Below are 1,152 nucleotides of genomic sequence, written 5' to 3' on the forward strand. Positions count from 1 at the left end.
GGACGGTTTTTGAGCAGTGATCCGATTGGGTTAGCGGGCGGGATAAATCTTTACCGGTATGCGCCGAATGCGCTGGGGTGGATTGATCCGCTTGGACTGGACCGATTCCCGTCATGGATGGATACAAAGCAGGGTTATCAGCGACAGCATATCATTCCTTATTCATTAAGAGAGCATCCCATATTTGTTGAATCAGGAATGAGCATCAATGGTGCGTCGAATATGATGTATCTTCCAGTTGCTGAAGGTATAGATCCAAATCCTGATTTAGGACTTCATAAGGGATGGACAGTGGAGCATTCTGATTATAATAAGATGATGGAAAATGAGCTTAATAAATTAAAGAGTATTGGAGATCAGGAAAAATGGGATTACCGAAAAACACAGGAGGAAATTATAAAATTACAGAGTGAAACTAGAAAAGGTTTTCAATCGGGTACATATACTTGTGCATAAAGGTATTGTAATATGGGATTCTATTATTTAAGCAGCATGGAATGGAATGGGGATTTAATAAGCTTTCCAGACTCTAAAGGAAGATTGTTTGATTTTTTTATTCAAGATAAAGGTGATGGTCTTTTTTTACAATATACGAAACCTAAAGGAATAGCGCAGGAGAATTTTTCTGTAGAACGAATGAAAAATGCAGATTACTTACCTGCTGTTACGGGGATTCCTATTTTTTCAGTAAGGGCAAAAAAAATATTAGAGATGAGAATTCCTGGTAAAATAAATTTTTATGAGTGTGTTATTGATTGTAAAGGTAATGATAACATATTCTTTATGGGTAAAGTAAATGATTATCTCCCTCTCATAAGTCAGAGTGAATCATTATTCAGAAAACTTAGTGATAATAGAGATGTTATCTTTAAACCATTTTTTGATTACAAAGAACCATTTTTTATAGCGAGAGATAATACCTACCGTAATTACTTAGTTGTGTCTGAGGAATTTGTCAAAATATGCAAAGAGGAAAATATAAGGATGATCGATTTCCTGTCTTGTTGATTGCATTTGTAGGCTACTCGGAAGAAACTGCAGGGAAGCATGGGCGGTGAACGTCACACGCGCTATGAGCATGACGCGGCAGGGGAGGCTGACGGCAGAACAGGGCGCACAGGGGGCGATTCGTTACCGGCGCGATGCGCTGGG

The 1,152-nt window shown here is 38.7% G+C and carries 2 protein-coding genes; both read left to right on the plus strand.

What is annotated here, in order from left to right; translation table 11 throughout:
• Positions 1-456: AHH domain-containing protein (locus tag A31E_RS20950; protein WP_016248326.1), on the plus strand; the 456-nt coding region annotated here is incomplete at its 5' end.
• Positions 457-468: 12 nt separating this feature from the next.
• Positions 469-1,008, plus strand: a complete 540-nt coding sequence (locus A31E_RS20945) for a hypothetical protein (RefSeq protein ID WP_016248327.1) — start codon at positions 469-471, stop codon at positions 1,006-1,008.
• The last annotated feature ends 144 nt before the right edge of the window (positions 1,009-1,152 follow it).

This window comes from Escherichia sp. KTE159 (assembly GCF_000408805.1).
GTDB classification, from domain to species: Bacteria; Pseudomonadota; Gammaproteobacteria; order Enterobacterales; family Enterobacteriaceae; genus Escherichia; species Escherichia marmotae.

What these genes read in the sequence shown, in the direction of transcription:
- A31E_RS20945 (WP_016248327.1), top strand. Translation starts at nt 469, where the DNA reads ATGGGATTCTATTATTTAAGCAGCATGGAATGGAATGGGGATTTAATA.